The organism is Arthrobacter sp. Sr33, assembly GCF_054511195.1.
Map to the genome: position 1 here is coordinate 172,292 of NZ_JBTNDD010000007.1, position 25,567 is coordinate 197,858.

General features: G+C 65.3%; 27 protein-coding genes and 1 pseudogene. 17 read left to right on the forward strand and 11 right to left on the reverse strand.

Features of this window, described 5'->3' with window-relative positions:
* Nucleotides 1-4: 4 nt before the first annotated feature.
* Genes ACX80T_RS11195 through ACX80T_RS11210 form a run of 4 tightly spaced genes read right to left on the reverse strand, consistent with a single transcriptional unit; the run spans nt 5 to nt 3,768 of the window.
* Complete coding sequence (locus ACX80T_RS11195) at nt 5-1,051, reverse strand: glycine betaine ABC transporter substrate-binding protein (protein WP_116778237.1); 1,047 nt, start codon at nt 1,049-1,051, stop codon at nt 5-7.
* The gene (locus ACX80T_RS11200; protein ID WP_019481955.1) at nt 1,051-1,833 is read right to left on the reverse strand and encodes an ABC transporter permease; all 783 of its coding nucleotides are present in this window, start codon (nt 1,831-1,833) and stop codon (nt 1,051-1,053) included. Before ACX80T_RS11200 ends, ACX80T_RS11195 begins: the two co-directional genes overlap by 1 nt.
* Nucleotides 1,830-3,134, reverse strand: coding sequence for an ABC transporter ATP-binding protein (locus ACX80T_RS11205; RefSeq protein ID WP_459304443.1), 1,305 nt, complete (start codon nt 3,132-3,134; stop codon nt 1,830-1,832). Before ACX80T_RS11205 ends, ACX80T_RS11200 begins: the two co-directional genes overlap by 4 nt.
* Entirely contained in the window at nt 3,127-3,768 is a 642-nt protein-coding gene (locus ACX80T_RS11210; RefSeq protein WP_019481953.1) for an ABC transporter permease, read from the reverse strand. Before ACX80T_RS11210 ends, ACX80T_RS11205 begins: the two co-directional genes overlap by 8 nt.
* A 279-nt stretch (nt 3,769-4,047) precedes the next feature.
* Between ACX80T_RS11210 and ACX80T_RS11215 the strand changes: the two genes are divergently transcribed.
* Genes ACX80T_RS11215 through ACX80T_RS11250 form a run of 8 tightly spaced genes read left to right on the forward strand, consistent with a single transcriptional unit; the run spans nt 4,048 to nt 7,894 of the window.
* On the forward strand, nt 4,048-4,527 hold the full coding sequence (locus ACX80T_RS11215) for an Asp23/Gls24 family envelope stress response protein (protein ID WP_116778236.1): 480 nt from the start codon (nt 4,048-4,050) through the stop codon (nt 4,525-4,527).
* Complete coding sequence (locus ACX80T_RS11220) at nt 4,524-4,715, forward strand: DUF2273 domain-containing protein (RefSeq protein ID WP_019481951.1); 192 nt, start codon at nt 4,524-4,526, stop codon at nt 4,713-4,715. The genes ACX80T_RS11215 and ACX80T_RS11220 overlap by 4 nt, the downstream gene beginning before the upstream one ends.
* Nucleotides 4,712-5,125 (forward strand): hypothetical protein, encoded by a 414-nt coding sequence (locus ACX80T_RS11225; RefSeq protein WP_243400523.1) that lies wholly within the window; start codon nt 4,712-4,714, stop codon nt 5,123-5,125. Before ACX80T_RS11220 ends, ACX80T_RS11225 begins: the two co-directional genes overlap by 4 nt.
* Nucleotides 5,122-5,703: a DUF6286 domain-containing protein gene (locus ACX80T_RS11230; RefSeq protein WP_024476641.1), complete on the forward strand. Its 582-nt coding sequence runs from the start codon at nt 5,122-5,124 to the stop codon at nt 5,701-5,703. The genes ACX80T_RS11225 and ACX80T_RS11230 overlap by 4 nt, the downstream gene beginning before the upstream one ends.
* The gene (locus ACX80T_RS11235) at nt 5,700-6,299 is read left to right on the forward strand and encodes a hypothetical protein (protein WP_243400522.1); all 600 of its coding nucleotides are present in this window, start codon (nt 5,700-5,702) and stop codon (nt 6,297-6,299) included. The genes ACX80T_RS11230 and ACX80T_RS11235 overlap by 4 nt, the downstream gene beginning before the upstream one ends.
* Nucleotides 6,296-6,862, forward strand: coding sequence for an RNA polymerase sigma factor (locus tag ACX80T_RS11240; protein ID WP_019481947.1), 567 nt, complete (start codon nt 6,296-6,298; stop codon nt 6,860-6,862). The genes ACX80T_RS11235 and ACX80T_RS11240 overlap by 4 nt, the downstream gene beginning before the upstream one ends.
* A complete protein-coding gene (locus ACX80T_RS11245) occupies nt 6,859-7,458 on the forward strand; it encodes an Asp23/Gls24 family envelope stress response protein (protein ID WP_024476643.1) in 600 nt (199 codons plus the stop codon). Before ACX80T_RS11240 ends, ACX80T_RS11245 begins: the two co-directional genes overlap by 4 nt.
* Nucleotides 7,451-7,894 (forward strand): hypothetical protein, encoded by a 444-nt coding sequence (locus tag ACX80T_RS11250; protein ID WP_459304444.1) that lies wholly within the window; start codon nt 7,451-7,453, stop codon nt 7,892-7,894. Before ACX80T_RS11245 ends, ACX80T_RS11250 begins: the two co-directional genes overlap by 8 nt.
* Nucleotides 7,895-8,056: 162 nt before the next feature.
* Here the strand turns inward: ACX80T_RS11250 and ACX80T_RS11255 are convergent.
* A pseudogene (locus ACX80T_RS11255) lies at nt 8,057-8,365 on the reverse strand (Nramp family divalent metal transporter); the annotation flags it as partial.
* A 209-nt stretch (nt 8,366-8,574) separates the two neighbouring features.
* On the opposite strand from ACX80T_RS11255, the gene ACX80T_RS11260 reads away from it, so the two are divergent.
* From ACX80T_RS11260 to ACX80T_RS11275, 4 genes are all read left to right on the forward strand, one after another.
* Nucleotides 8,575-8,964 carry a FitA-like ribbon-helix-helix domain-containing protein gene (locus ACX80T_RS11260; RefSeq protein ID WP_024476272.1) on the forward strand — a complete coding sequence of 130 codons (390 nt, stop codon included), beginning with the start codon at nt 8,575-8,577 and terminating at the stop codon, nt 8,962-8,964.
* Nucleotides 8,961-9,560, forward strand: coding sequence for a PIN domain-containing protein (locus ACX80T_RS11265; protein WP_459304445.1), 600 nt, complete (start codon nt 8,961-8,963; stop codon nt 9,558-9,560). The genes ACX80T_RS11260 and ACX80T_RS11265 overlap by 4 nt, the downstream gene beginning before the upstream one ends.
* Nucleotides 9,503-11,317 carry a glutaminase A gene (gene glsA, locus ACX80T_RS11270; protein ID WP_459304446.1) on the forward strand — a complete coding sequence of 605 codons (1,815 nt, stop codon included), beginning with the start codon at nt 9,503-9,505 and terminating at the stop codon, nt 11,315-11,317. Before ACX80T_RS11265 ends, glsA begins: the two co-directional genes overlap by 58 nt.
* A 166-nt stretch (nt 11,318-11,483) precedes the next feature.
* A complete protein-coding gene (locus ACX80T_RS11275; protein ID WP_024476275.1) occupies nt 11,484-12,203 on the forward strand; it encodes a polyamine aminopropyltransferase in 720 nt (239 codons plus the stop codon).
* Between the two features lie 21 nt (nt 12,204-12,224).
* Here the strand turns inward: ACX80T_RS11275 and ACX80T_RS11280 are convergent, their stop codons facing one another.
* Entirely contained in the window at nt 12,225-13,514 is a 1,290-nt protein-coding gene (locus ACX80T_RS11280; RefSeq protein ID WP_024476276.1) for an ATP-binding protein, read from the reverse strand.
* A 124-nt stretch (nt 13,515-13,638) separates the two neighbouring features.
* On the opposite strand from ACX80T_RS11280, the gene ACX80T_RS11285 reads away from it, so the two are divergent.
* Together ACX80T_RS11285 and ACX80T_RS11290 are read left to right on the forward strand one after the other, a co-directional pair.
* On the forward strand, nt 13,639-14,361 hold the full coding sequence (locus ACX80T_RS11285; protein ID WP_024476277.1) for an AAA family ATPase: 723 nt from the start codon (nt 13,639-13,641) through the stop codon (nt 14,359-14,361).
* 93 nt (nt 14,362-14,454) lie between these two features.
* Nucleotides 14,455-15,648 carry a phospholipase D-like domain-containing protein gene (locus ACX80T_RS11290; RefSeq protein WP_459304474.1) on the forward strand — a complete coding sequence of 398 codons (1,194 nt, stop codon included), beginning with the start codon at nt 14,455-14,457 and terminating at the stop codon, nt 15,646-15,648.
* Between the two features lie 34 nt (nt 15,649-15,682).
* Here ACX80T_RS11290 and ACX80T_RS11295 read toward each other — a convergent pair whose 3' ends face one another.
* Nucleotides 15,683-16,375, reverse strand: coding sequence for a GntR family transcriptional regulator (locus ACX80T_RS11295; RefSeq protein ID WP_459304448.1), 693 nt, complete (start codon nt 16,373-16,375; stop codon nt 15,683-15,685).
* Between the two features lie 47 nt (nt 16,376-16,422).
* Entirely contained in the window at nt 16,423-18,231 is a 1,809-nt protein-coding gene (locus tag ACX80T_RS11300) for a gamma-glutamyltransferase family protein (protein WP_459304449.1), read from the reverse strand.
* Nucleotides 18,232-18,410: 179 nt separating this feature from the next.
* Here ACX80T_RS11300 and ACX80T_RS11305 point away from each other — a divergent pair, with 179 nt between their 5' ends.
* On the forward strand, nt 18,411-19,136 hold the full coding sequence (locus ACX80T_RS11305) for a YoaK family protein (protein WP_024476283.1): 726 nt from the start codon (nt 18,411-18,413) through the stop codon (nt 19,134-19,136).
* Between the two features lie 196 nt (nt 19,137-19,332).
* Nucleotides 19,333-20,199 carry an SDR family oxidoreductase gene (locus ACX80T_RS11310; RefSeq protein ID WP_024476284.1) on the forward strand — a complete coding sequence of 289 codons (867 nt, stop codon included), beginning with the start codon at nt 19,333-19,335 and terminating at the stop codon, nt 20,197-20,199.
* 8 nt (nt 20,200-20,207) lie between these two features.
* Here ACX80T_RS11310 and ACX80T_RS11315 read toward each other — a convergent pair whose 3' ends face one another.
* On the reverse strand, nt 20,208-21,767 hold the full coding sequence (locus tag ACX80T_RS11315) for an MDR family MFS transporter (RefSeq protein WP_459304450.1): 1,560 nt from the start codon (nt 21,765-21,767) through the stop codon (nt 20,208-20,210).
* Nucleotides 21,768-21,868: 101 nt separating this feature from the next.
* Nucleotides 21,869-22,867: a D-2-hydroxyacid dehydrogenase gene (locus ACX80T_RS11320; RefSeq protein WP_459304451.1), complete on the reverse strand. Its 999-nt coding sequence runs from the start codon at nt 22,865-22,867 to the stop codon at nt 21,869-21,871.
* A 121-nt stretch (nt 22,868-22,988) separates the two neighbouring features.
* On the opposite strand from ACX80T_RS11320, the gene ACX80T_RS11325 reads away from it, so the two are divergent.
* Nucleotides 22,989-24,512 (forward strand): SLC13 family permease, encoded by a 1,524-nt coding sequence (locus ACX80T_RS11325; RefSeq protein ID WP_459304452.1) that lies wholly within the window; start codon nt 22,989-22,991, stop codon nt 24,510-24,512.
* 87 nt (nt 24,513-24,599) lie between these two features.
* Here ACX80T_RS11325 and ACX80T_RS11330 read toward each other — a convergent pair whose 3' ends face one another.
* Complete coding sequence (locus tag ACX80T_RS11330; RefSeq protein WP_459304453.1) at nt 24,600-25,496, reverse strand: alpha/beta fold hydrolase; 897 nt, start codon at nt 25,494-25,496, stop codon at nt 24,600-24,602.
* Nucleotides 25,497-25,567: the final 71 nt, after the last annotated feature.

Here is a 25,567-nt window from a genome sequence, read left to right on the forward strand (position 1 = left end):
GGCCCTAGCTGTCGGAGCCGAGCGGCCCCTCCGGCTCGGAGATGAAGCCCTGCTCCACCATGAAGTCGAAGGCGACGTCCGCGGGTTCTTCGCCCTCGACGTCGACCCGCAGGTTCATGGCCCGCAGCGCCTCGTCGGTCAGGGTCGGGGCAATTGCACCGAAGACGTCCTCAAGTTGAGGGTGCGCCTCAAGGGTCTCCGTGTAGAACACCGGTGCCGCATTGTAGGCGGGGAAGAAGCCGAGATCGTCCTCAAGGACCGTGAGATCGAGCGCGTCGATCCGCCCATCGGTGGCAAATACTTCACCGAAGTTGCAATCGCCGTTATCGGTAGCGGTGTAGACCGCTCCCGTATCGAAAATGCTGATGTTGTCATCGGGGACGCCGTCTGCTTGACCCCGCTCCATCCCGTAGTGGGCGAGCATGGGGTTCATGCCATCCGGGCGTGAGTTGAACTCCGCCTCGACGCAGAAAGTCCTTTCCTCCACCGGCAGTTCGGCGATTTCGGAGATGGTGCTGATGCCGCCGAGCTCCTCGACGGCCTCGCTGCGCACCGCGATCGCGTAGGTGTTGTTCAGGGGCGCGGTGTCCCCCCAGGTCAACCCGTTCTCCAGATCAGCCTCGTAGACTGCGGCGAACTGCTCCTCCTGGTTGGGGAACCCTTCGCTCATGCCAAGGTAGGTGAGCCACGCGGTTCCCGTGTACTCCCAGACCATGTCGGCCTGACCGGCGAGCACCAACTCACGCACGGGCTGGCTGCCGGGAACGTTGGTGAGGTCGGTGACATCGAATCCTGCCGCCTGGCCGGCGAGGACGGCAATCTTGCCGAGGATCAGCTGTTCGGTGAAGTTCTTGGAGGTGACGGTCAGGGGTTCGCCGTCGACAATTTCCGCAATGCTGCCAGGACCCGCAGCAGGGACGTAGGAGGTGGCTGGTTGCAGACCGCAACCGGTGGCCAGCAGCCCCGCGGACAGGACGGCCGCGGCACCGGCGGCACGCCGCAGCACCCGCCGGGGCAGGGCGCGGTCGGGTGGTGTGGTGCTGGGAAGCATCAGAGTCCTTTCGGGCGGGCGACATGTTCGACAACGCGCCCAATCCAGTCGACCAGAAGGGCCAGGAGTGCCACCAGGACCGAGCCCACAACGAGGACGCTGACCAGGTTGAGGTTCACTCCGGTGATGATGAGAATCCCCAGCCCACCGCCGTTGATGAATGCCGCGAGTGCGGCGGTGCCCACGAGGAGCACCAGTGCGGTGCGGATACCTGCGAGCATGACGGGGACCGCCAGCGGAAGCTCCACTTTGAACAATACGGCTGCGGCGCTCATCCCCATGCCCCGGCCGGCCTCGACGAGACGCTCATCAACCTGGTTGAGGCCAACCATCGTGTTCCGGAGAACGGGCAGCAGAGCGTAGAGGACCAGCGCGATGATGGCGGCGTCGAAGCCGAATCCCTGCCACGAGGCAAGGAGCACAATCAACCCGATGGCCGGGGCCGCCTGCCCAATATTGACGACGGCGAGCACCGGACCGGTGAGCCGCCGGAACGGCCCGCGGGTCAACAGGATACCGAGCGGGATGGCAATTACCAGCACGATAACCGCTGACACAGCCGTCAGGGCAAGGTGTTCAAGCGTGTAGCCGAGCAGCGAGTCTGGGTTGAGGGTGTTGAGTTCGGTCTCCGACAGGTCAGCGGTCAGAGCCCAGATGATCAGCGCGGCAAGCGCCGCCAGGATGCCGGCGAGCTGATAGACCAGCGGACGCCAGGAGGGCCCGGCGATATCCGCTTCGGCGGCAACGGCCAGAGGATTCTGGGCTGGTGCGGCAGCGCTCACTGGCCGGATCCCGTAGCCGGACGGGACGGCTCGCCGTCGTCGACGGCGACATCCTGGCCCTCAACTGCCTGCAGCGTCCCGGTGTTGACGCCTACCGGGCGCCCGGAGGAATGTGCTGAGCGGGCATGGGCATGGGCGCGACCGATCGCGTCCATGATCGTTTCGACGTCGATCACACCGAGGAAGGTGTCGCGTTTCCCGGTCACCAGCGCGGCGCCAGCGCTGGAGACCAGCATGGTGTCCAGCGCATCGTTGAGCGTCGCCCGGTCGCCGACGACGGGGAGTTTGGCGTCCCGGTCGTCGCTGACCCGGTCGATCCGGGTGAGCTGGCGGCGGGTGAGCCACTGGATTGGGCGGTTTTTCTCGTCGACGATGACGGCGTGGTCGTGCTGTGCCTGGTCGAGCCGTGAGAGTACGTCGCTGGCGAGGTCGCCACTAGTGGCGACAACCGCCTCGGCAAGGTCCACCTCATTGACGCGGGTCAGCGTGAGCTGCTTCAGCCCGGCACCTGACCCAATGAAGTTTTCGACGAATTCGTTGGCGGGGTTCGCGAGAATCCGTTCAGGAGTGTCGTACTGCACCAGCTGCGCGCCGTCGGTGAAGATGGCAATCCAGTCGCCGAGCTTCACCGCTTCGTCGAAGTCGTGGGTGACGCAGACGATGGTTTTCTGCAGCTCCGCCTGAATATTCAGGAGCTCATCCTGCAGCCGCTGCCGGGTGATCGGGTCCACGGCGCCGAACGGCTCATCCATCAGCAGCACGGGTGGGTCTGCGGCCAGTGCACGTGCTACGCCGACGCGCTGCTGCTGCCCGCCGGAAAGCTCCTTGGGAAAGCGGTCCCGATACTGGGCGGGATCCAGGGAGACCAGTTCCAGCAGTTCATCGACCCGCGCGGCGATCTTCTCTTTGCTCCAGCCGAGCATTTTCGGCACAATACCGATGTTCGTGGCGACACTCATGTGCGGGAACAGTCCACCGGCCTGAATGACGTAGCCGATCCGGCGCCGGAGGTTGTCCCCGTTAATGTCGGTGACGTCGTCGTCGTCGAGGACGATCCGTCCTTCGGTGGGCTCGATGAGCCGGTTGATCATCTTGAGTGTCGTGGTCTTGCCGCAGCCGGACGGGCCCACCAGCATGACGATCTTGCCTGCCGGGATTTCCAGGGTGAGACCGTCGACGGCCGGGGCATCCTGGCCCGGATAATGCTTGGTGACCTTGTCCAACAGGATGCTGGCCCCGGTAATACCGGAAGGTCCGGACTTCCCGGTGTTGTCGGTTGCTGTGGAAAGGGTCTCAGACACGGATACCTCGCGGGGTGGTTAGTCGGCCGAGGCCGATGAGCAGGACGTCGAGCACAAGGGCAAGAATGATGACGGCGATGACGCCGGTGGCAACTGATTCCAGCGCGTTGGCGCCGCCCAACCGGGAGAGCCCGGAGAAAATAAAGCCGCCGAGGCCGGGGCCGAGCGCGTAGGCGGTAATCGCGGCGATGCCCATCACCATCTGGGCAGACACCCGGATGCCGGCCAGGATTACCGGCCAGGCCAGTGGTAGTTCCACCTGCAGCAGGGTGCGGAACCGGCTCATGCCGATCCCCCGGGCCGATTCGACGATCGAGTTGTCAATCCCGGTCAACCCCACCACGGCGTTCCGGAGGATCGGGAGCGCGGCGAAGAAGGACACTACGATGACGGCGGGAGTCACCCCGAAACCGAAGGGCGCGATCATCAGCCCGATGAAGGCGAATGACGGGATGGTCAGACCTACCGCTGAGACGCTGTTCGCAATCGACCTGAAGGTGCTGCTGCGGTAAACCAGCGCCGCGATGCCCACCGCGATCACGGTCCCGAGAATCAGGCACTGGACAACCAGGGAAAAGTGCTGCCAGCTGGCGAACAGGATTTGAGGCAGCCGGTCTCCAAAGAAATCCAACAAATCAATACCCTCTTCACATTGGTTACGTGTCAGCCTGCAGGCAAAATTCCGGAAAAGTCCGAGGCACGGTGAATTGGCCTCTTTTACACCCTACGCACATCAACATTAAGGAACCGTCACGCAGCGGTCACGATTGGCCTTCAATATTGATGTGACCTGGCTCACTTTATCAGCACCGTGAGCTTCTTTCTGGCGGCTCCGTCTTAGGGACAGGTGCACTTGACGTGAGGGCACCCGTTTGACCGGAACATTGACTGATATCGATCAAGGAGCCACCTCATGACTACTCAGCCCCAGGACAAGACCCAGGCTTCCAAGCCGACCACCGCGACCGTCGTCGGGAAGAACCCGAATGACGATGGCCGCGGCACCACTGCCATCGCCGACAACGTTGTAGCGAAAATCGCTGGCATCGCCGTTCACGACATTCCGGGCGTTTACGCCGTGGGTGGCGGGGCAGCCCGCGCTCTCGGTTCCATCCGTGACGCGATGGGCCAGAAGGACCACACCCAGGGTATTTCCGTCGAGGTCGGCCAGACCCAGGTTGCCGTCGACATCACCCTGGTCGTCGAGTATCCGCACCCGCTCAAGGAGGTCGCCGGCCAGGTTCGCGACGCCATCTACTCGGCCGTTGAGGACATCGTGGGCATGGAGGTCACCGAGGTAAACGTGACAGTCACCGATATCCACGTCCCCGGCGATGACATCGATGACGACGACGACGCCCAGACCGCACCAGCAGAATCGCGCGTCTCATGAGCCCGACCACCACCGGCATCGCCGTCGGCGCCACCCTCGCGTTGACTGCACTGATCTTCGGCTTCTGGGGTTTCGTCCTGGTGGCACTGTTCATGGCAATCGGCGCCTTCCTCGGCCGCACCGCGGAGGGGAAGCTTGACCTTGGCTCGGTGCTCGATGCCCTGCGGGGCAGGCGCTCCTCCTCATGACCGCGGCGACCCCGGCCAAGGCAAACCCTGCCCGGGCCACCCCGGCCGGGCTTAACGGGACCGGACGTAACGGGCACACCCGCGTCACGAAGGCGGCGCTGACCCACACCACCGAAGCCGTCGTCGCTGAGGTCTTTGGTGTCCCGCGCCGGGACGTGCGGGTCAGCCTGGCCGACGACGGCGGCGCCCTCGGGATGGCCGTGTCGGTGCCACTCCCCGCGCCCACCCTCCTCCAGGCTGCGCGGAACCCGCAGGCGGTAGAGCAGGGCGGAGGGACACTGTTCGAACGGGCCGAGAACGCCCGCTCGAGGATCCGGGCAGCAGCCTCTCGGGTGACCGGGTCGGAGGTGGGCCGGATCGACATCCGACTCACCGGCATCCACCCACCAGCGGAACGGAAACTGGCATGAGCGAACTGCTGCACACCCGGCGGCTCCTGCGCCGTGAGACCCATTCCTCCCGTGCTGGAGCATCGGTGACAGCCGCCGTCGTTGGCCTCCTGGGCTTGGCCTGGCTGGGAACCGAGGCTGTGTTGTCCCTGCTGGATCAGCCTCCGCTGGTCGCGAATCCTCCGTCGATGCTTCAGTGGGCGGCGGACCTGCCGGAGTCGACGCTCCCCTGGGGCCTGGCAGCAGCCGGCATCGGTTTGGCTCTCATCGGGTTGGTGCTTCTGCTGGTCGCCGTGACACCAGGGACCAAGGCGTTGCACGTGGTCGACCAGGACCGGACGGCTGTTGTCGTCGACTCGGAGGTGATCGCTGCCGCAGTGTCGCGGCGTACCCGGCAAGAGGCCGGACTGGACCCGGATCAGGTGTCCACCCGCGTCGACCGGCGACGCATCACGGTGGACGTCCGACCGACCAGCGGGTCGCCCCTCGATGAATCGACCATCCGGTCGGCCGTCGAGGATGAGCTGTCGGGATACGGGCTTCGTCCGGAGCCGACGGTTAGGATCAACATCAGGCACGAAGGAGCGTTGGGCATATGAGTTCCACACACCGCTGGTTGAACCGCACGCTGCTCGCTGTCCTTGGACTGATACTGGTGGCCGTCGGCGCGCTGACCGCCGCGGCGGGCCTCGTGCCGGACGTTGCCGAGGCCTGGACCTCGACCGGCGCCACGGCGGTCAACGGGCTCCCCGCCCTGTTGGCGTCCGCACCCCTGACCGCCGACACCAGTTGGTGGACCATCGCCGCGCTGGCGCTGGTCGTGGTGTGCGTTGCCCTGCTCATCGGGTGGATCGCTTCCCAGGGCGGCGGGCGGACCAGCACCGTGGGACGGCAAGGATCCGCAATGGGCAACACCACCGTAGAAACCTCGCTGGTGGCCGACGCGCTGCGGACCGCCCTGGAAGAAAACGGCCAGATCCTCGCCGTTGCGGTGTCCTCCTGGCGGGTGCGTCGCCAAACCGGCCTGCGGGTCAGGGTTCAGCCACGCCGTGGCGCCTCCCCGGGCGCCGTGGTCGCAGCAGCCAACGAAGCCATCGCCGGATTGGACACGCTGCTCGGCGAACGGATCCCCGTTCTGGTCAGTGTGCAGACCGGCGCCAGGACCCGGTTCACCCGCACCCGGAGAGTCGATTGACGGTCCCTGACCGTCCACGTCTCAACCTCGACGATGCGGCGGATTCGTTCCTGGTGGAGCGGGCCTCCGACGGCGACGTGTCCTCTTTCGAATCGCTCGCCCGACGCTATGGGCCACTAATGCGCGGGTATGCGCGCCGCCTTACCGGGTCGACGGCTGACGCCGACGACGCGGTGCAGGAAACCCTCCTCCAGGCCTGGAACCAGCTCGGCAAACTGCAGGACGGTTCGGCCGTGAAGCCGTGGCTGATGCGGATCTGCGGCCGCAAAAGCATCGATCTGATCCGGAAGCGCAAGAACACCGTCAACCTCGACGACGTCGAACCGTTTGACCACGGGCCCGGTCCCGAGCGGGCAGTCGAGCAGGACACCCAGATGCGTTCCCTGGTGGAAGCCCTGAAAAGGCTTCCACTGGAGCAACGGCAATGTTGGGTGCTGAAGGAAATGGGCGGGCAATCCTACGAGGACATTGCCAAGACGATGGACACCACGACCGACAGCGTTCGCGGTCGACTGTCGCGAGCACGCACCACCCTGATGAAGGAAATGGAGGACTGGCGATGAATAACGAGCTCCCTGACCCCGGTTGTGGCCATAGCCTCGACGAGCTTGAAGAATACCTGCGGACCGGACAGTCCGCGGCCGAGCAACACTACCTGCGGTGCCCCGAGTGCCAGGCCGGGCTGGCGGGGCTTCGCTCCCTGCAGCGCCTCAGCGGTCAGCTTGCGGCAGCTGACACCGAGCAGGCCGGATCGGCTGACGAGCCGTGGCTGCAATCGATCCTTGGCAATCTCCGGCTGGAAATGCGTTCCGGCCGGAGCATTCCACTGTCCAGCGAATATCCCGAGGACGCCTTCTTCGAAACCGAGGGGAGCCTGCTGGCTCTCATCCGGCGAATTGGTGACGACGTCGACGGCGCAACCATCGGCAAATGCCGGCTGCACGGCGACATCACCACCCCTGGCGCCGACGTCATGATCGAAGTGAACGTGACAGCCTTCTTCGGCTACCCGCTGCCGGCGATGATCGAATCCCTCCGATCGAGGATCGCGGCGATGATCAGCACCCATTCCGAGCTCAACCTCACGTCGATCGACGTGACCGTAACCGATGTCCACGAGCATTTCAGCCCAGCCCCGAAGGGAGCGGTGAATGAATAAGAACCAACTAGCCCTTCGCGTCCAGGAGATCATTGCTGGGGTGGAAGGAGTCGCTGGCTTGTATCCGGCGCGGTCGGCCGTGCTCGCCGGTATCGCGAGCACCCTCGGTGCCAACGAAACGGTGGTCGCGGTCGACACAGCCGATACCGGGCTGGTCATCAGGGCACGGATTGCAGCGCTGACGGGCGCCCCGGCACCCCGGCTGGTCCGCGACGTGGCCGCCGCGGTCCGGGCGGAGCTGGGCGGTCTTGCCGGTGACGCCCGGGCGGGCTCGGTAGGGCTCGCGGGCTCGGTAGGGTCGGCGGGCTCGGCAGGGCCGGCGGGCTCGGCGGGCTCGGCGGGCTCGGCGGAGTCAGTGGAGTCGGTGACCTCGGTGGGGCCGGTGAGTTCAGTGGAGATCACCGTGTGCGGCTTCACAGACGTCCGGTTTTCCTAGCCTCCGGTTTTCCTAGCGGCCGGTCCCCCAGCACTGCAGTCCCCAGCCAGAAACGGCGACCGGAGCCAGAAACGGCCCCGAGGCTCACGTTCGCCGATTGCAACCGGCAGGTCTGAGTTGCAGGGCCGTTTCTGGCGCAGCCGGAGCGGCTAAACCCCGGGGTCAGCTCCCGATGAGAGGCGCGACGGCGCCGACCAACTGGTTGATGCCGAGCACAATGAACAGCAAGGCGACGACGGCGAAAGCGATATTGGTGTGGAGCTTGTTCGCGTACTTCTTGGGGATCCGCTTCCCATTCAGCAGTCCGAGCAGGGTGACGGCGAGGAACGGCATGAACAGTGAACCGAGGACACCGTACGCCAGGATCAGCCCAATCGGCTGACCCAGCGCAAACAGGATCATCGGCGGGAAAGTCAGCCACAGAACGTAGAACCTGAAGTATTTGCCGCCCACCCGGGTGTCGGGGTGGCCCTGGGTTGGAGGCTAGTAGCTCGCGCCGTCGGCGTTCGGGCCCTAGGTATCCTCTCACGGTTGAGGTGACAGGCAGTGAGCTTACCCACATAGACGGGGGACGGTATCCCTTTTATTTGGTGCATGCAGTGCAATCAATGCATGCACTTTTGGATGGGGAAATGCATGCATCGCATGCACTGCATGCACGATTTGAAAAGGAGACACCCATGCCGAACATCACGCTTCGCCAAATAGAGCCCGCGGTAGTAGACCAGATTAAAGTGATAGCAGCGCAAAACGGCCGGTCAATGCAACAGGAACTGCGGCTGCTGGTGAACCGATTCGCCAGCCTACCGGCCGAGTCCCGGCAGGCACTCACCCCCCTGGCCGCCTTACAGGTGCCGGAGTGGTACGCGAAGCTCTGGAACATCCGTCTGGACATTGGCTCGGTTCCCGATGCCGCACTGCCACAGCGGAGGTCACCCTTCCGGCGACTGGAACTCAAACGACCCGAGCTCAGACAACCCGAGCCGAAACAGTTCGAGAGCAGTCAATCCACGCTGAACCGAGCGGCCTCCACGCAACCCGCTCCACACGAGTGGAGGGCCGAATCGTGAGCATTCTCGACTCGGACGTTCTTCTCGCACTCATTCGCTCGACCGAGGATGACGGTGTTGTCGAGTTTGTGAAGCAGTTTCCGTCTCGACCTCAAACAACCGCACTCGCTATTGCGGAAGTGACAGCCGCTATTTATGCGGCCACAGATCCCCGGCTGCGGTCGATCCGGGATCGGGCCTTGCAAGATCTGCTGCGGGGGCTGCTGCATCGGCGAGTGCTCCCTCTGGACGCCGACAGTGCCATAACCCTGGCGAAGCTTGCGACGACGAAGAATGCGACCGGGTCCTATTATCCCCTGGGCGTGCTTATTCAGGCGGCGATTTCCCGCCAGTTCATGATGCCGCTCGTCACGGGGCGTGCCGGTGACTACCAAGGGCTCGATCTTGAGCTTCATCCGCTTACCCTCGATCCGGTTCCCGCCCCCGATCCTGGCCCTGTCCCTGTCCCTGTACTTGGCCCTGTCTCCGCTCCTGACCGTCGCCCCCAGGTACCGGCGGCACCGGCTGAGTGCCATTGGGTTCCAGCTAGTGTTGGACCATGGACTCTCCTATTGAAAATTACCTCAAGCGCATTCATCGGGAGATCGCCGAGCTGAAGGATGGCAAGCCCTACAGCACCATCCCCGCAATGGCCAATGTCGATCCGAACAACTTCGGCATCTGCCTCACCACGGTTGACGGCTATATCTATGAGGTGGGAGACACCCGGGACGAGTTCAGCATCCAGTCCATCTCCAAGCCCTTCACCTACGGACTGGCACTCGCCGACCTGGGGATGGAGGCTGTTGATGAGAAGGTCGACGTCGAACCCTCCGGCGATTCGTTCAACGAAATTTCCCTCGCCGAGGGCACCGGGCGGCCCTCCAACGCCATGATCAACGCTGGCGCCCTGACTGCTACCTCCCTGATCAAAGGGTCGGGCGGCAACGGACGGTTCAAGCGCATCCTCAACACCTATTCGGCGTTCGCCGGGCGACAGCTGAGCGTCAACACCGAAATCTACGAGTCCGAACTCAAGCACGGGCACCGCAACCGCGCGCTGGCCCACCTGCTGCGCTCGTTCAACATCATTGAGGACGATCCCACCCCGGTGATCGAGGACTACTTCCGCCAGTGCTCGGTCCTGGTGAACTGTCTCGACCTCTCGGTGATGGCCGCCACCCTGGCCAACAGTGGCCGCAACCCGCTCACCGGCCGTCAGGTGATGGAGATCGGCCCGATCGAACGGGTTCTGTCGGTGATGACCACCTGCGGCATGTACGACGACGCCGGGTCGTGGATCAGCACCGTCGGGATGCCCGCCAAGAGCGGAGTCGCCGGGGGCACCATCGCCGTCCTGCCCGGTCAGGTGGGACTCGCTGTCTACTCCCCTCCCCTGGACGAACACGGCAGCAGTGTCCGCGGCATGGCCACGAGCCAGCGCCTGTCCCGGGATATGGAACTGCACTTCGTCAGGGCCGCCCGCACCGGCAAGTCCGCGATCCGGTCCACCTACGACATTTCGGCATCACCGTCGGGCATCCGCCGCAACGACGAGGCGATGGACATCCTGCGGGACAACGGTCACCGCGCCCGCGTGATCGAACTCAACGGCGACCTGCTCTTCGCTGGCACCGAGTCGATGATCCGTGAGCTGAGCTCCCTCGACCAGACCATAGAGTTCATCATCCTCGACCTCCGCCGGGTCGACGAAGTCGCCGACGTCTCCCTGCGGCTGCTGGCCGAAGCGCGGGAGAACCTGGTCAGCGAAGGCAGGGAACTGGTGCTGATTGACAGCGACGGGGCCCTCGCCGACACCTTCGAGGACGTGGACCGTGAGGTTCCCACCTTCGACACGCGGACCGCCGCGGTCGAGTGGTGCGAGGACCAACTCATTGCCGCCTACGGCGATAACCTCTTCCTCCCAACGCTGGTCAAGGTCACCGACTGCCCGGCTTTGAGCCCGCTGACCAGCGAGGACGCCGCGGCTCTCGCCGCTCGCATGGAAGAGCGCGAGTACGACAACGGGCACGTGATCCGCCGGGTCGGCCAGCGGTTCGGCGGCGTGTTCTTCATCCTGTCCGGAAAAATCACCACCTCGGTCCCCGGTCCCACCGGCGGTCGGGTGCGCCTGACCACCCTGAGCGCCGGCATGACGTTCGGCGAACTCGCACTCGGCAGCGACGACCGCCAGGAGACCACGGTGAAGGCTGAGGGCGGGGTCAAGGTCATGGTGCTCACCGCCGACGTAATTAGTCAGCTCGAATCCGAGGACCCGCGGCTCGCCGTCGAGCTCTGGAAGGCCCTGACCCGCGATGCGTACACCCGCGTGGACCTATACCTGCGGGAGACGGCCGTCCGCGTCCGCGACTAGGAAGCTAATTACCTTCAGTGCTGTCTTTATCGGCCGCGGGCTGGCGCAGCGCACAGTTCGCCCCACCGTCCGTGGAGCCGATTACCTGCCAGACTAAAGGCATGATCCTCATTGCCCGACACACCAATGTCAGCTCATCCTCCTGCCGGCGAACCGGGTTGCGGCGGTGAGCGCCCGGTTCGAGGAACTCGACTGGCGCAAGACCCGGCTGGGTGAGATCAGCCTCCGACGGCGTTGGGACCCCACCTTCGACAAGGAGGTCTACGAGGTCAAGCTCGACGACGACTTCCTCATGTCGAGCCTCTTCACCGTCGCCGAGATTGAGCTCACCGAGCTGGCTCTTGCTGAGCTGCCGGAGGACGGGCTCGACGTCGTCGTCGGTGGCCTGGGTCTCGGCTACACAGCTCAGGCGGTACTCGACAGCCCGCGTGCACGGTCGCTCCTGATCGTCGAGGCGCTCGGCGAGGTTATCGAGTGGCACCAGACCGGGCTGATACCGGCCGGGAAGACGCTGACCGCGGACCCGCGGTGCCGTTACGTCCACGGCGACTTTTTCGCGCTGGCGGCATCGGCGGAAGGATTCGATCCCGAGGCCCCGGCGAGGCTGTTCCACGCGGTGATCCTCGACGTCGACCATTCCCCCCGGCACGTCCTCCACCCCAGCCACTCACCGTTTTACGATCCGGCCGGCACGCGGCGGCTGGCCGGGCACCTGCACCCGGGTGGGATTTTCGCGCTCTGGTCCAATGACCCGCCCGACGCCGAGTACCTGGCCGTCCTCGGCGAGGTGTTCACCGAGGTACGCGCCGACGTCGTCAGCTTTGATAACCCGCTGCAGGGCAGGGACTCGACCAACACCGTGTATCTGGGCCGCAAACCCCGATAACGTCGCGCACCCCGGGTCCCACTACAGCCTGGCGATCCGTTCAATGTCTTCGCGGAACTCCTGCGCCACGGACGCCGACACGGTGGTCCGCGTTTCGGCGATCGCCGACAGGTAGTCCTCGCTGGACGGGCCGGGGGCTGGCGTGCCACCGTCGACCGCGCCGAAGACCGCCTGCTCCAGGGCCCGCTGGGACGCCTTGCGGGCAGCGAATTCAATGTCGGCCGGCGAGAATCCGTCGGACGTCTTGACCAACTGGACGATGTCGACCTCTGCTGCCACCTCGGACGGGATGTAGCGCTGCCAGATGGCGTGGCGGGCGTCGTCGTCGGGCAGCCCGATAGGGATGACGTAGTCGAAGCGCCCGTGCCGGAGGAACGCCGTGTCGAGCGCCCGGATGAAGTTCGTGGCGCACACCAGCAGCCGGCCGGGCCGTTCCCTAAACGCGGGAATGATCTTGAGCAGTTCGTTGGTCACACCCTGCAACGGCGACGGCGGCTCCCCCTGGCGCTGGGCGGCGATCTCCTCGACCTCGTCAATGAAGACCACCGCGTGTTCGAGTTCGGCGATCTCGAGGAAGGTCTCCCGCAGTGCACCCGCGAGGCCCTTGGAGTCAGCGGCGAGCCGCGAGGGGAACACCTCGACGAAGGGCCACTCCAACCGTGACGCAATCGCCTTGGCGAAGGTGGTCTTGCCGGTTCCGGGCGGGCCAAACAGCATCACCGCACGCGGCGGCACCACCCCGTACTGCTCGGCCAGGTCGGGGTTGGCCAGCGGCAGGACCAAACGGCGTTCGAGCAGTTCCTTCTCGCGTTGCATGCCGCCCACGTTGTTCCACAGGTTGCGCGGCATCAACCGTCCGCCGAGTTCGCTGAGCAGACCCATTTCCTGGCGTTGCACGGGAATGTCACGTTCGAAGTACCTCAGGTGCTTCCGGTCCTGGAATCCCGAGTTGAGGAGGGCAGCCACCCGGTGTTCGGCGTCGGGCACCAGGGTGGAGAGCTTGGTCAGGCCGTGCGGTGCCATCCTGCCCTCGATGGCGGCGAGCAGCGCACTGCCGATCCCGTGGTTACGCCAGCCCTCGTCGATGGCGAAGAAGACAATCCAGCCCTGGTCGTGCGCGGCGCGGGCCACCGCGGTGCCGACCACCGTTTCACCGTGGACGGCGACGACGGCATGATCCTTCTGGCAGGAGGCGAGGACCTCAGCGAGCGCGTACACCGGTTCGACGCCGGCGCTGCGGGATTCCTCCCACAGGTGGAGGATCGCGTCCATGTCAGCAGAGTGAAAGTCCCTGATTCTCCAGCCGGTCATACGGGTGACTCCTTTGTCGTGTGCTGATCGTGTCGGATGCGAAACGTGCAGTGCGCTGATCATGACACACCGTTGGACGGCACCGGAGATTGTGACTGTCTGAGGCGGCTGCCATGATGCTGTGATGCGCCTCGACCGTTTCCCCCTCCGGCGGGTCACTGCCCATCCGGCCTCCGAACTGGAGCAGGGGAGCTGGCCGGCCAACCTGCCGCCCGTGGCGCAACTGTTGGACGACGGGATGGCGCTCGGCTCCGCCACAGTCCTGGTCGGCGAGAATGGCTCGGGCAAATCGACCTTGGTCGAGGCGATTGCGTTGGCCTTCGGGCTGTCGCCCGAGGGCGGGTCGACCGGTGCGCGTCACTCAACCCGGCCGTCCGAGTCGGAACTGTCGGATCACCTCCAGCTGGTCCGGAACCCGGGCGCCAGCAAGCGAGGCTATTTCCTGCGTGCCGAGACCATGCACGGGTTCTTCACCTATCTGGAGCAGAATCCCGGCCGGTCGGGCAACGACACCCGGTTCCATTCGATGTCACACGGGGAGTCGTTCCTCGAACTCGCGGTGGACCGGTTTCGTGGACCAGGCCTGTGGGTGCTGGATGAGCCGGAATCGGCGTTGTCCTTCGGCGGTTGTCTGGCTTTGCTCGGGATCCTGAAAGAACTCCTCGCCGACGGGAAATCCCAGGTGCTCCTCTCCACCCACTCCCCTCTCCTCGCTGCCCTTCCCGGCGCCACAATCCTCGAGCTCGGGCCCTGGGGGTTCCGCGAGATGCACTGGGACGAACTGGATCTGACAGTCAACTGGCGTAGCTTCATGAACGCGCCCGACCGGTATCTACGCCAGCTCTGAAACCGACGGCGGTCCGATAGGCTCTTGAATATGCGTCTACACCACCCCAAGCGCCTCGTCGGCTTCGCCAGCACCGTCGTCGGAAGAGCTGCGATGGTGCTCGGGGCTTTGCAGGCGGTCGTCGCCGCAACACTGGTGGTTATTGACGCGGTCGAGAAGAAGATCAGAACCAAACGTGAGGGATTCCCCAAGCCGGGGACCTTCGACGGTCACGTCGCCGGGTCGGCGACCACCGTCTTCACCTACGGCGAAGATCTTTACGAAGCGATGCTCGAGGCAATCCGATCTGCCGAGCACCAGATCCTGATGGAGACCTACATCTGGAAGGGCGACGCCGTCGGCCACACCTTCCGTGACGCCCTGAACGAGGCGGCAGCGCGTGGCGTGAAGGTGCATGTCATTTACGACGGCTTCGCGAACCTGGTGGTGCGGCCATCCTTTTACTCGTTCCACCCCGATGTGCAAGTCTTCCGGTTCCCGGTCCTGCGGCCGTCAATCCTTTTCACCAACATTCGCGGCACCGGGTTTGACCACCGCAAGCTCCTGGTCGTTGATGAGCGGATCGGATTTGTCGGCGGCTACAACATCGGCAGCCTGTACGCCACGAAGTGGCGGGATACCCACCTGCGGATTGTCGGGCCGTCAGTCTGGGATTTGCGCGAAGCCTTTGTCAGCGTCTGGAACCTGGCCACCACACGGTCCCGGCAACCCCTGGACGACACCAGTGCCGGCTTCTGGGAGCCCCGCCTCCGGGCGGTCAACAACATCCCCGCCAACCTGGTGTTCCCGATTCGCGGCGTCTACCTGGATGCAATAAATCGAGCCAAGGACCACATTTACATCACCACCGCCTACTTCATTCCGGATCAGCAGATTCTGAACGCCCTGCTGCGGGCCAGTAAACGCGGGGTTGACGTCCGCGTGATCCTGCCAGAGGAATCAAACCATGTGCTTTCTGACTGGTTGTCCCGCGGCTTCTATTCATCACTGCTGGAGAACGGCATCCAGATCCTGCTCTATCAGAACGCCATGATCCATGCGAAGACGGCGACCGTGGACGGGCAATGGTCGACAGTCGGCACCGCCAACATTGACCGGTTGAGCCTGACCGGCAACTACGAGATCAACCTGGAGATCTTCGACGAGGGGCTGGCACACAACATGGAGCAGATCTTCGCGATCGACAGTGGCAACAGCCGGATTCTCACAATTAAGGAATGGGAGCGACGCCACCTTGTGGCCCGCGTCAGCGAGGCGATCCTCGCTCCCCTCCGCCCGCTCCTCTAGCGACGGTCAGCGGGAAAAACCGTGGGGGCCAGTCTCAGGGGGTGGCGAAGCGGTCCAGATATCCCACCCGGGACTGGTGGACGTGCTCGGCCATCAGCCGTTCGGCGTCGACCGGGTTGCCGGCGTCGATCGCTGCCATGATCAGCCGGTGCTCACCCCACGACTGCTTCCCCCGATGATCGACGTCCGTGGCGTAAAGCCATTCGATCTTGCCGGAAATCTGGCGCAGCAGGGCCGTCAATGAGGCGCTGCCGCTGAGATCGGCGATCCCCAGATGGAAGCGGATGTTCAGCTCGGGCAGCACCTTGAGGTTGCCCTCCGCCACGGCCTGGTCGCCGTCGTCGAGCAGGTCGGCGAGCAACCTGCGGGTCTTCCACCACCCGACGCTGGGCTCGCCCGCACTGAACTGGGCCAACGCCCGCCGCGCCGCACGCCGCGCGGTGGCAGCCTCGAGCGCTTCACGGACGGCGAAGAGATCGTCGGCGTCGTCCACCGGAATTTCCGACACCGTCGATCCGGCGTACGGCCTGGAATCAACGAAACCCTCAGCCTCCAGCGCACGCAGCGCCTCCCGGACAGGGATGCGGGAGACCCCGTACTTGGCGGCGAGCGCCGCCTCGGTCACGCGGGTGCCAGGGCGCAGGGACCCGAAGATGATGTCATGCCGGATTTCGTCCTGCACCCGCTGTTTCGGGGCAGGATCGACCGACTCTGGCTCAGGCGGCAAGAGCGGCACCGCGGATCGCTGCCGGCAGTTCCCGTGCGCCCCGCAGCTTAGCGTCCTGCCGCATAGCCTTGTGCTCCTCTGGGGTTGGCGGCGGCCTTCAGTACACCGGTCGCGGGGTCGCTCACAACCGAGGAGATGCGGCCGAGCGCCCAGTCGCCGGCCCTGGTCACCACGTGGCCGCGGCCTTCCAGATCGGAGATGACGTCGTCACCGAGGCGATCCTCCACCACGGCTCCCCCGGGTTCCCAGGTTCGGGGGTAGAAGGATCCGGGGATGGACGTGGTGTGCAGCGAGGGAGCGTCGATGGCCTGTTGTGGTGAGTAGCCGCCGACGACGGTGCGCAGAATGTAGAGCAGCTGCCACTGGTCCTGCTGGTCGCCGCCGGGTGATCCGAGCGCCACCACCGGGACGCTGTCCTTGAGGATCAGGGTCGGAGTCAAGGTGGTGCGGGGGCGTTTGCCGGGGCGCAGGGTCGACGGCGCACCGTCCTCCAGCCAGGTCATCTGCAACCGTGAGCCCAGGCAGAACCCGAGTTCGGGGATGGTCGGTGAGGACTGCAGCCAGCCGCCGGACGGCGTGGCGGAGACCATGTTGCCCCACTGGTCGACGACGTCGATATGGCAGGTGTCGCCGCGGGTCTCACCGCTGCGGGAGACGGTCGGCTCGCCGACGCCCGCCATTGCGCCCACCCCGGCCAAAGCCGGTGCCGTGTATTCGGTGCGCAGCGGTGGGATGAAGGGTTCGCGCCCCGGGACGGTGCCGGGTCTGAACTCTGCCGACGCCCAGTCGGTGATCAGCGCCCGGCGCTGGGCTGAGTACTCCTCGGATAACAGGTAATCCAGCGGAACGTCGGCGTCGCCGTAGTAGGCCTCCCGATCCGCGATGGCCAGCTTCTGCGCTTCGAGGATGGTGTGGGCGCCGAGGGCAGTGGACGGGTCCAGGTGCTCGTCGTCGTACCCGGCGAGGATGGCGAGGGTCTGCAGCAGGGCTGGTCCCTGCCCCCAGGCCCCGGTTTTCGCGATCGTGTGGCCGCGGAACTCGAAGGTGGTGGCGGGCTCGTAGGTGGCCTGGCAACCGGCGAAGTCCTCGAGGCTCATCACCCCGGCATGGTCGGTGCCGGACGAGTGGCGGTGCGGCTGCGCGGTAAAGGCGACGGCGGCCTGCGCCACGAAACCCTCGCTCCATTCGCGGCGGGCAGCATCAATGCGCTCCTCGCGGGTGGCGTCCGGCGCCCCGGCAGCCACCAACCGGTCCAGCACTGCCGCGTAGGCCTCGTTCTTGATCATTTCACCGGCCGCTGGGGCCTTGCCCTCAGGCATCCAGAGCGCTGCCGACGTGGGCCAGTGCTCGTTGAAGAGGTCAGCGACCGCTGAAATCGTCGCACCCACCCGCCCGACAATAGGGTGCCCGTTCCGGGCGTAGCCGATGGCGAAGTGCAGGACGTCGCCGAGCTCCCAGGTGCCGTGGTCACGGAGCAGCAGGAACCAGGCGTCGACGGCGGCGGGTACGGCTGCGGCGAGCGCACCGGAGCCTGGCACCAGTTCCAGACCCTCGGAGAGGTAGTGCTCGCGGGTGGCGGCGGCTGGGGCCGGGCCCTGCCCCATCAGGACGATGGGCTCGGACGGGTTTGCCGCCGTCGCAAACACGCCGGTCATATCCCCACCCGGGCCATTGAGGTGCGGCTCTACGACGTGGAGCACAAATGCGCTGGCGACGGCGGCGTCGAACGCGTTGCCCCCACGCTCAAGGACTGCCTGCGCCGACGCGGTGGCCAGCCAGTGGGTGGAAGCGGTCATCCCGAAGGTGCCCTCGAGGGTGGGCCGGGTGGTGAAGGAAGCGGGCTGGGTATAGGTCATCGAGGTCCTTTTCGGTTCGTTGAGCGGGTCCGTGGACTGGGTTGGGGTCTTGATGGGTCCGGGTGCGTCACGCAGCCCGCTTCCACAAGCAACCGATTGCATACAACAATAGGCAGAAAGGTACATTTTGTATACATGCCGACGGTGATGCGACGGTCCATCTACCCCTGGAGGATCCAATGAAGCGGCAGCCCGTCTCCACCGACCGACTCCACCTATGGCTCATGCTGACGCTCACCTTCTCCACCGGGGTGGTGGACGCGGTGGGTTTCCTGGGTCTCGATCAGGTCTTCACCGGCAACATGACCGGCAACGTCGTTCTGCTGGGCATGGCCATCGCAGGCGGCAGCGATCTCCCGGTCCTCCGCCCGGCCCTGGCCCTGCTCTTCTTCATGGTTGGCGCCGTCATTGGCGGGCGCGTGTTGCGCACGGCATCCGAGGGTTGGAGCGGACGAACATCGGCAACCTTCCTGCTAGTGGCAGGGCTGACCGGGGGCCTGGCCCTGTTCACCGCCCTGGTCGACGTCACCGCCGACCACCTACTGGGCAGTATCACCACCAGCACCCTCGCCCTCGCGATGGGTATTCAGGCCGCGACGGCGAAACGCCTCAAGGTCGCCGAAATCACCACGGTGGTGGTGACCTCCACCATTACCGGGTTGGCCTCGGATTCGCGCCTCGCCGGCGGAAAGAGCCCGTTCTGGGTGCGCCGCGCACTCGCGATCTCACTGATTCTGCTCGGCGCCCTCGTGGGGGCGGCAGCGCTTCAACTAGACCTCTGGGTCGGCATCGCCCTCTCGGCGGTCCTGTCCGCTGTGGTGACCCTGATCGGCCAGCTCCGTCACCGCAAGGACAAGCGGGCCGCGGCGAACGAGCGAGAGCTGGAGCCTGCAGCCGCCGGGTAGCAAATTCTGGATTCTGCCCGCTCCGACTCTCCCACCGGATCCTGCCAGTTCCGACTCTCCCACCGGTCAGCCCTGGTCACTGGGATAATCTAGACAATCCCACTGACCGACCTCGACCGGTGGGATTTCTGCAGGTCCGGCGCCGTTGTAGGCTCGACTTTTAGGATAGTTCGACCGGTTCGAGAAGGGTTCTGACGTGAGCGAAGGTAAATCTCCTCGGGGGACTGTACTGATTGCTGGATGCGGCGATCTGGGGACCGAGGCCGGGCTGAGATTCGCCGCGGCGGGGTACCGGGTGATCGGATGGCGGAGGTCAGCCGACAAGCTCCCGGCGGAAATTGCGGGCGTCCCGGTGGATCTGACCGGCGAGTTGCCGCCGCTCCCCGCCGACACCCGCATTGTGGTGCTGGCGACCGCCGCGGACGGCCGTACCGAGGACGCTTACCGCGCGGCTTATCTCACTGCTACCGGCAACGTGCTGGACGCGCTGGACCGTGCTGGCATCGACGCGCAAGTGCTGCTGGTCTCGTCCACCGCCGTATACGGGGGCGACGAGGGCGAGTGGGTGGACGAATCGACTCCCGTGGCGCCCGGCACTGCCACGGCGAAAATCCTGGCCAGCACGGAGGAGCTGCTGCGTGACCGGCGACCGGCGGCCATCATCTTGCGGCTGTCAGGGATCTACGGTCCGGGCCGGACCCGGCTGATCGACCAACTGTCCTCCGGCACCGCGGTCCTGCCGCAGGAGGTCCAGTGGACCAACCGGATCCACCGCGATGATGCGGCGGCGGCCATCGTGCACCTGACCACCCAGGTCGGCGAGCCGGGTCCGGTCTATATCGGCGTCGACAATGAGCCGGTCGACCAGGGCGAGGTCCTTGAGTTTCTTGCCGCCCAACTGGGCGTGCCCACACCGCAGGTGGGGCCGGCGTCGACGTCGCGGACCGGAAGCAAACGCCTGAGCAATGCGGCATTGACCGCCACGGGGTTCACTTTCACCTACCCCACGTTCCGGGAAGGGTACCTGGCCGTCCTCAATGGGGACGGAGTCAGGCACCCCTAGCCGTCCGCCTAGTGGACTGCCGGCACTCCGGCGCCGTCGATGGGGGCGTCGGCAGCATCAACGGGTGCCTCTTCGGGCTTCCGGATGAAGAACGCGGCAATCACGGCCAACATGAACACGATCGCGCCGCCTAAGAAGGCAGCCTGAATGCCGCCCGCCTCGGCAGCAACCTCGGAGGCACCGCCGTCGAGCAGGGCAGATGCCTGGATGGTCATCACCGAGATGAACAGCGCGGTGCCCGCTGCACCGGCGAGCTGCTGGACGGTGCCGACAATCGCGCTGCCATGGGAGTAGAGCTGCGGCCGGACCGATCCCAGGGCCGAGGTCAACAGCGGCGTGAACATCAGGGCGAGGCCGATGCTCAGGAAAACGTGAGCCACCATCACCATCAGGAAGGGAGTGGTTTCGCTGAGCATCGTCAACCCCCAGAACACCAGGCTGACGAGGATCGCGCCGGGCACCACCAGGATGCGGGGTCCGCGCTTGTCGAAGATGCGCCCCACCACCGGGCCGAGCAGACCCATGGTCAGCCCGCCCGGGAACAGCAGCAGGCCCGCCACCACCGGTGACAGTCCCAGCACGTTCTGGACGTACAGGGGCAGCAGGATGATGGTGCCGAACAATGCCATCATGCTGACGGAGATCACCAGGATGGAGATGGTGAACGTGCGGGACGTGAACGTTCGCAGATCCAGCAGGGCGCGGTCGGCGCGCTGCAGGCTGCGCTGGCGGAGGATGAAGAAGACCAGCGCTACGCCGCCGACGACGAGGGGCAGCCAGGGTGGAACCGGTCCGCCGCCCTCGGCTGCTTCACCGAACTGGCTGAGGCCGTAAATGATGCCGCCGAACGCCAGGGCGGAAAGCATTACCGAGAGGACGTCGATGGGCAGGCGCCGCGGTGTGGTGACGTTTTGAATGCGGGTGGCGCCGAGAATCAGCGAGCCGACGGCGATGGGCAGGACCAGCCAGAAGAGCCAGCGCCAGTCCAGCACGCTCAGGATCAGGCCGGAGACGGTGGGGCCGATGGCCGGGGCCACCGAGATTACGATCGCGATGTTGCCCATGGTGCGCCCGCGTGAGGCAGGCGGGACCAGGGTCATCACGGTGGTCATCAGCAGCGGCATCATGATGGCGGTTCCGCTCGCCTGGATGATCCGGCCGACCAGCAGGACCTCGAAGCCCGGCGCCAGCGCGGACACCAGGGTGCCGAGGCTGAAGAGGGACATGGCGGCCATGAAGACTGGGCGGGTGTGGAACCGCTGCAGCAGGAACCCGGTGACCGGGATGACCACTGCCATGGTGAGCATGAACGCGGTGGTCAGCCACTGGCCGGCGCTGACGGTGATGCCGAGGTCCACGGTCAGCGACTGCAGTGCCACGCTCATGATGGTCTCGTTGAGGATCACCACGAAGGCGGATACGAGGAGCAGCGAGATGACGAGCTTGTTGCGTTTGGCCTCCGCAGCGTCTTCCCGGCTCCCGGCCGGCTGGCTCGCAGCTGGCTGGTTCTCGGCCGGCTGGTTCTCGGCTGGCTGGCGCGCAGCGGAGGGCGGGGCACCATGAGACACAGAAATTCCTTTGAGGTGGTGTGGGAGGAGCAGATCCTAATAGCCGCAACGCACGAAAGAAGAGAATCTATTCCGGAGGAGAAATGGTCGGGGTGCCGCGGTCAGCTGTCAGCGCCAGACGTTGGCACGTACCCGAGCGCCTTGTCCACCCGGTGCGGCAACGGCTTTCCCGCATACCAGGTCAGGAAATTGTCTTCGAACTGGCGGGCCAGATCCTGCAGCCAGGAATCGGCGTCGCTGGCCATGTGAGGGGAGATGAGCACCTGGTCCATCCCCCAGAGCGGGCTGGCCGGAGGGAGGGGCTCGACGGCGAAGGTGTCCAGGACCGCTCCGGCGATGCCGCCGTCGTCGAGCGCCCGCACCAACGCCGCCTCGTCGACGAGGCGGCCGCGCCCCACATTGATCAGAACCGCGGTTGGTGCCATCGCGGCGAGCACCTCGGCGCTGACCATCCCCTCTGTCTGGGCGGTCAGCGGGGCCACGAGGACGAGATAGTCGTAGGCGCCGACCACCGCCGTGAGGTGTGAGCTGCTGTGGACGGTGCCGAAGTCGGGGTCGCCGGTCCGTGCCACTCTGCCGGCGCCGTCGACGTCGGCGCCCGCCGCGCTCAGGAGTCGCGCAGTGCACCGGCCAATGCTTCCCGTTCCCACGATCAGGACCCGCGCGCCGGCGATGTTGCGGGTGGTTCGCCGGCCCCAGACCCGGTTGTGCTGTAGGTCGCGGGTGGGGCCGAAGTCCTTGGCGGAAAACAGCATGGCGCCGAGCACGTACTCGGCCATCGGAAGGTCAAACACGCCGTGCGCATTCGTTACTGTGACAGCGGATTCGATCAAACCGGGGAAAAGGAGCTTGTCGACGCCGGCCGCTGCGACGTGCAGCCACGTCAAGGAATCGGCGTGTTTCCAGGCCGGCTCGACCGCGCCGGAGAAGAAGTCCCAGAGGTAAAGCACGTCGGCTCCGCGGAGCGCCATCGGCAGGCCGGCGGCGTCGGTTTCTCGGAGCTCCGCCAGCGCCGCAACCCGCTCCAGTCCGACCACCGGGCGGTCCCCCACGAGCACTGTCACAACGGGCTTGCGGCCGGACCGGTCGAAGAAGTTCATGCTCAGAATCCTCCCACGGCCGGCCGTCGTACAACTGCCCAGCTTTACTTGGTTGGATTCATGGGGTTGCATATGTAGTCAGCGTTCGGGTGCCCGGACGCTCCCATCGGGAGGATACACCGTGACAACGCCGTCAACCGAACAACCATCAAGCGAACAAGAGGTCGATACCTCGACTGCACCCGGCATGCTGGAGCCTGCCGAGGACCGACGGGTGCTGATGCGGAAACGGATCGGGCTGGTGGCCGGCGTCGTCGTCGCCATCATCATGTATCTGACCCTGCCGACCGACCTTGAGCAGCCCGCCAGGGTGACCGCCGCCATCGCCGCCCTGATGGCGCTGTGGTGGATGACCGAGGCCATCCCGCTGGCCGCGACAGCGCTGCTGCCCCTGGTCCTCTTCCCGATTCTGAACGTGTCCACCATTGATGAGGTGGCGCCGCCCTACGCCAACCCCATCATCTTCCTGTTCATGGGCGGGTTCCTTTTGGCCCTCGCGCTCCAGCGGTGGAACCTGCACCGGCGGATTGCGCTCGCGACCGTCCTCCTGGTCGGTACCAAGCCGAGCCAGCTCATCGGCGGTTTCATGATCGCCACCGGATTCCTGAGTATGTGGGTCTCCAACACCGCCACAGCCGTGATGATGCTGCCCATCGGCATCTCGGTTCTCACCCTGGTGGCAACTGTCAGCGACGGCAAGCCACCGAAGCGGTTCGGCATCGCGTTGATGCTGGGCATCGCCTACTCGGCGTCGATCGGTTCGCTCGGCACCATTATCGGCACCCCACCCAACGCACTCATGGTCGGCTACCTGGCCGAGACCCACGACATTCAGGTGGGCTTCGGCCAGTGGATGCTGGTCGGCGTGCCAATGTCGGTGGTGTTCATGTTCATTGCCTGGTTCCTCCTTACCCAGGTCTTCTACAAGCCTGAGATCAAGGAGATCCCGGGCGGGCGCCAGCTGATCCGGGATGAGTACAAGAAGCTCGGCTCGATGAACACCGGTGAGAAGCAGGTCGGTGTGATCTTCGTACTCGCAGCGGCTGCCTGGATCAGTGTCCCCTTGCTGTGGCCGGGATCGAACATTGCTGACGCCGTCATCGCCATGGTGGTCGCTGTCCTGCTGTTCGTGATCCCAGCGAATATCAAGAAGGGCGTGCCCCTGCTTGACTGGGCCAGCGCCAGGGCGCTGCCCTGGGACATCCTGCTGTTGTTCGGCGGAGGCCTCGCGCTCTCGGCGCAGTTCACCGCCACCGGTCTGAGCGCCTGGGTTGGCACGCGGGTGGCCGGACTCGATGTGCTGCCGCTGGTCCTGATCATCGCCATCGTGGCTGGCATCGTGCTGCTGCTGACCGAGCTCACCAGTAACACGGCCACCGCGGCTGCTTTCCTGCCGCTGATCGGTGGGGTCGCCGTCGGGCTCGGCGTGGATCCGATGCTGCTGGTGATCCCCGTGGCTATCGCCGCGACCTGCGCGTTCATGCTGCCGGTTGCGACGCCACCCAACGCCATCGCCTACTCTTCCGGCCATGTCGAGATTGCCCACATGCTCAAGGCCGGCATCTGGTTGAACCTCATTGCGCTGGTGCTGACCACCATCACCACGATGACGCTGGCGGCCTGGGTCTTCGGGCTCGTGTACTAGGTCTTTTCCAGGCCGCCGCGCCGTCCGGCCCTTCGGGGTCGGGCGGCGCGGTTCGTTAAGGCAGGTTCAACCCGGCGGGGTCGGACGTTAGAGGAAGCTCAGGATCTCGTCCAATACGTCTGCCGGTGCTTCCTCGGGCAGGTAGTGGCCGGCGTCGAGCGCCCGGCCGGTCACGTTGGGGACCAGTTCGCGCCAGAGTGCGAGTGGATCGAACTGCTTGCCGACCACCCCGTGCTGCCCCCACAGCACCCTCAGCGGGGTGCTGATCTGCAGATTGCTGGCCCGGTCGTGGCGGTCATGCTCGAGGTCAATGGTCGACGACGCCCGATAGTCCTCGCACATCGCGTGAACTGCGCCGGGCCGGGAGAGGGCAGCAACGTACTGGTCGAGAACATCCCGCGGAAAGGGGGCGAGGCCCGCATACCTGCTTCCCATCAGATTCTCGATGTAGGCGCGCGGGTTGGCCTCTATGAGCGATTCCGGCAACGGCTGCGGCTGGATGAGGAAAAACCAGTGGAAATAAGCCTCGGCAAAGGCTCTATCGGTTGCTTCATACATGTCGAGGGTGGGGGCGATGTCCAGGAGCATTGCTGCGGTCACCAGGTCCGGGTGGTCGGTGAGCAGCCGGTGGGCCACCCGTGCACCGCGGTCATGGGCGCAGACCGCAAACTGCCGGAATCCGCGCTCAGCGCCGAAATGCTGCATCAGAAGCGCCTGGTCTCGGGCCATCGTGCGCTTGCTGTAGGTCTGGTGCTCCGGATCGCTGGCCGGAATTCCCGAGGAACCATAGCCGCGCAGGTCAGGCATCACCACGGTGTAGCGCTCGGTCAGCCGGTCGGCAATCTTGTGCCACATCACGTGAGATTCGGGATGCCCGTGCAGCAGCAGCAGCGCCGGCTTGGGTTCATCCGTGGGGCGGGAGATCCTGCCCGCAATATCGACCCCGTCAACCGTCGTCACGAATTCCGTAAAAGCCTCAAACATGCAGCTACTCTAACTTCTCGGCGGAGGGGTCGGGGTTAAAGGCAACTGACCGCCGGGGTCTCTCCCAGCGG

Bases quoted from the DNA above. Each gene is read 5' to 3' on its own strand.
- ACX80T_RS11225 (WP_243400523.1), top strand. From the start codon at position 4,712: ATGACCGCGGCGACCCCGGCCAAGGCAAACCCTGCCCGGGCCACCCCG.
- ACX80T_RS11260 (WP_024476272.1), top strand. From the start codon at position 8,575: ATGCCGAACATCACGCTTCGCCAAATAGAGCCCGCGGTAGTAGACCAG.
- ACX80T_RS11195 (WP_116778237.1), bottom strand. From the start codon at position 1,051: ATGCTTCCCAGCACCACACCACCCGACCGCGCCCTGCCCCGGCGGGTG.
- ACX80T_RS11305 (WP_024476283.1), top strand. From the start codon at position 18,411: ATGAAGCGGCAGCCCGTCTCCACCGACCGACTCCACCTATGGCTCATG.
- ACX80T_RS11290 (WP_459304474.1), top strand. From the start codon at position 14,455: ATGGTGCTCGGGGCTTTGCAGGCGGTCGTCGCCGCAACACTGGTGGTT.
- ACX80T_RS11250 (WP_459304444.1), top strand. From the start codon at position 7,451: ATGAATAAGAACCAACTAGCCCTTCGCGTCCAGGAGATCATTGCTGGG.
- ACX80T_RS11300 (WP_459304449.1), bottom strand. From the start codon at position 18,231: ATGACCTATACCCAGCCCGCTTCCTTCACCACCCGGCCCACCCTCGAG.
- ACX80T_RS11320 (WP_459304451.1), bottom strand. From the start codon at position 22,867: ATGAACTTCTTCGACCGGTCCGGCCGCAAGCCCGTTGTGACAGTGCTC.
- ACX80T_RS11285 (WP_024476277.1), top strand. From the start codon at position 13,639: ATGCGCCTCGACCGTTTCCCCCTCCGGCGGGTCACTGCCCATCCGGCC.
- ACX80T_RS11245 (WP_024476643.1), top strand. From the start codon at position 6,859: ATGAATAACGAGCTCCCTGACCCCGGTTGTGGCCATAGCCTCGACGAG.
- ACX80T_RS11215 (WP_116778236.1), top strand. From the start codon at position 4,048: ATGACTACTCAGCCCCAGGACAAGACCCAGGCTTCCAAGCCGACCACC.
- ACX80T_RS11280 (WP_024476276.1), bottom strand. From the start codon at position 13,514: ATGACCGGCTGGAGAATCAGGGACTTTCACTCTGCTGACATGGACGCG.
- ACX80T_RS11230 (WP_024476641.1), top strand. From the start codon at position 5,122: ATGAGCGAACTGCTGCACACCCGGCGGCTCCTGCGCCGTGAGACCCAT.
- ACX80T_RS11220 (WP_019481951.1), top strand. From the start codon at position 4,524: ATGAGCCCGACCACCACCGGCATCGCCGTCGGCGCCACCCTCGCGTTG.
- ACX80T_RS11235 (WP_243400522.1), top strand. From the start codon at position 5,700: ATGAGTTCCACACACCGCTGGTTGAACCGCACGCTGCTCGCTGTCCTT.
- ACX80T_RS11330 (WP_459304453.1), bottom strand. From the start codon at position 25,496: ATGTTTGAGGCTTTTACGGAATTCGTGACGACGGTTGACGGGGTCGAT.
- glsA (WP_459304446.1), top strand. From the start codon at position 9,503: ATGGACTCTCCTATTGAAAATTACCTCAAGCGCATTCATCGGGAGATC.